This is a genomic window from Pseudoalteromonas sp. SG41-5, from assembly GCF_014164495.1.
GTDB lineage: Bacteria > Pseudomonadota > Gammaproteobacteria > Enterobacterales > Alteromonadaceae > Pseudoalteromonas > Pseudoalteromonas rhizosphaerae.
Genome location: NZ_JACJFH010000225.1, coordinates 1 through 1,330, shown reverse-complemented (window position 1 = coordinate 1,330; position 1,330 = coordinate 1). Strand labels below are relative to the sequence as shown.

Here is a 1,330-nt window from a genome sequence, read left to right as displayed (position 1 = left end):
GATATTTCAACCAGCTGGAAATACGACCTCCTACTGCCAGACTCGGCCATTGACGGCATGCAAGCCATGGTCAAACAACTTGATGAAGTCACCCCGCAAATAGACCAAGGCGTAAGAAACGCCGCGCAAGAAATTGGCAATCGCGTAAACAAAGCCCTCGATGAGTTTGAGCCACCGGCAAGTACAGGTGTAGTAGGGAAACCGAAGAAAACAGTAGCCAATGAATTAGAGCCGCCGAAAGGGAATGATTTAAAGGGGGCTCAAAGCATTAACCCAAACATTACAAAACCTAAGAAACTTCGCAAGATATCAAACCGCTTGAAATACCTTGGTAAAACTCCAGGCAAAGCATCTCGTACAGGCAAAAAAGTCATTGCGAAGATGAAAGCAAAAGGCAAAATAAGGGAGTCATTCAAAGGTACCGAATTTCAAGCGAGTGATAATCAATGGTACCCACTCTCTCAAGCTGATATGGCACATGACCCGACAGATGCAGTAAAATGGTGGAATACTACAGGCAGACAATACGGCGCAAAATCAAAAGAAGTGCGAGAATGGATGTTAGACTCTAATAATTATACTCTAGATCATTACAGTATTAACCGCTCAGCTGGTGCTAAGCTTAACGATAGATATTTACCCCCGAAAAAGTAAGGAAAGATAATGGAAAATTTACCTATAGACTTGCGCGATAAAATCGATGCTCTCTATATTTCTGCATACAAAGCATTAGAAGTCAAAAATGTTGACATCGCAAAAAAAAAAGCAGACGAAGCATGGGGGTTATTACCTGAGCCTAAATTTGATTGGGATGTCACTCTCAGTTTTGTTACTGCAATTTGCGAAATGTATCGAGAGTTAACACTTTACAATGATGCGCTGCAAATCATAGAGCAACTCTTAGAATATCGAGATAAAAATAAGGTAGGTGGGTTTCACGGTGGAATTATTTTTTTAAAAGCTACTATTTATTATGAAATGGAACAATTACCAATTTCTTATCAATGGTTTAATAAAGCAAACGACATGTCAAGAGGTCGCTGCTTCGTTGATGAACCTAAAAAATACAAAACTTTTTTTAATGAGTATAACCAATGAATGTACATGACCAAATAGATGAGTATTGCGAGCAAGGCAATGATCTTTTTGATGAAGAAGACTTTCAAGGCGCAATTACACTCTGGCAAAAAGCCTTTGATTTACTCACCGACCCAGATGAGGATTGGGAGCAAGCGGTTTGGCTTAAAGTATCTATCGGTGATAGTTATTATATGCTTGATGAATATGAACAATCCCTTGATGCAATGTTAGATGCATTAAACTACCCTGA

General features: G+C 39.5%; 2 protein-coding genes and 1 pseudogene. All 3 read left to right on the top strand.

Annotation, left to right across the window (positions count from 1 at the left end):
- Positions 1–654: HNH/ENDO VII family nuclease (locus H5232_RS23200; RefSeq protein WP_259400192.1), on the top strand; the 654-nt coding region annotated here is incomplete at its 5' end.
- 9 nt (positions 655–663) lie between these two features.
- Positions 664–1,098 (top strand): hypothetical protein, encoded by a 435-nt coding sequence (locus H5232_RS23195; RefSeq protein WP_182719691.1) that lies wholly within the window; start codon positions 664–666, stop codon positions 1,096–1,098.
- Positions 1,095–1,330 (top strand): annotated as a pseudogene (locus H5232_RS23190) (hypothetical protein); the annotation flags it as partial. The gene H5232_RS23195 and the pseudogene H5232_RS23190, both read left to right, overlap by 4 nt.

Bases quoted from the DNA above. Each gene is read 5' to 3' on its own strand.
- H5232_RS23195 (WP_182719691.1), top strand. From the start codon at position 664: ATGGAAAATTTACCTATAGACTTGCGCGATAAAATCGATGCTCTCTAT.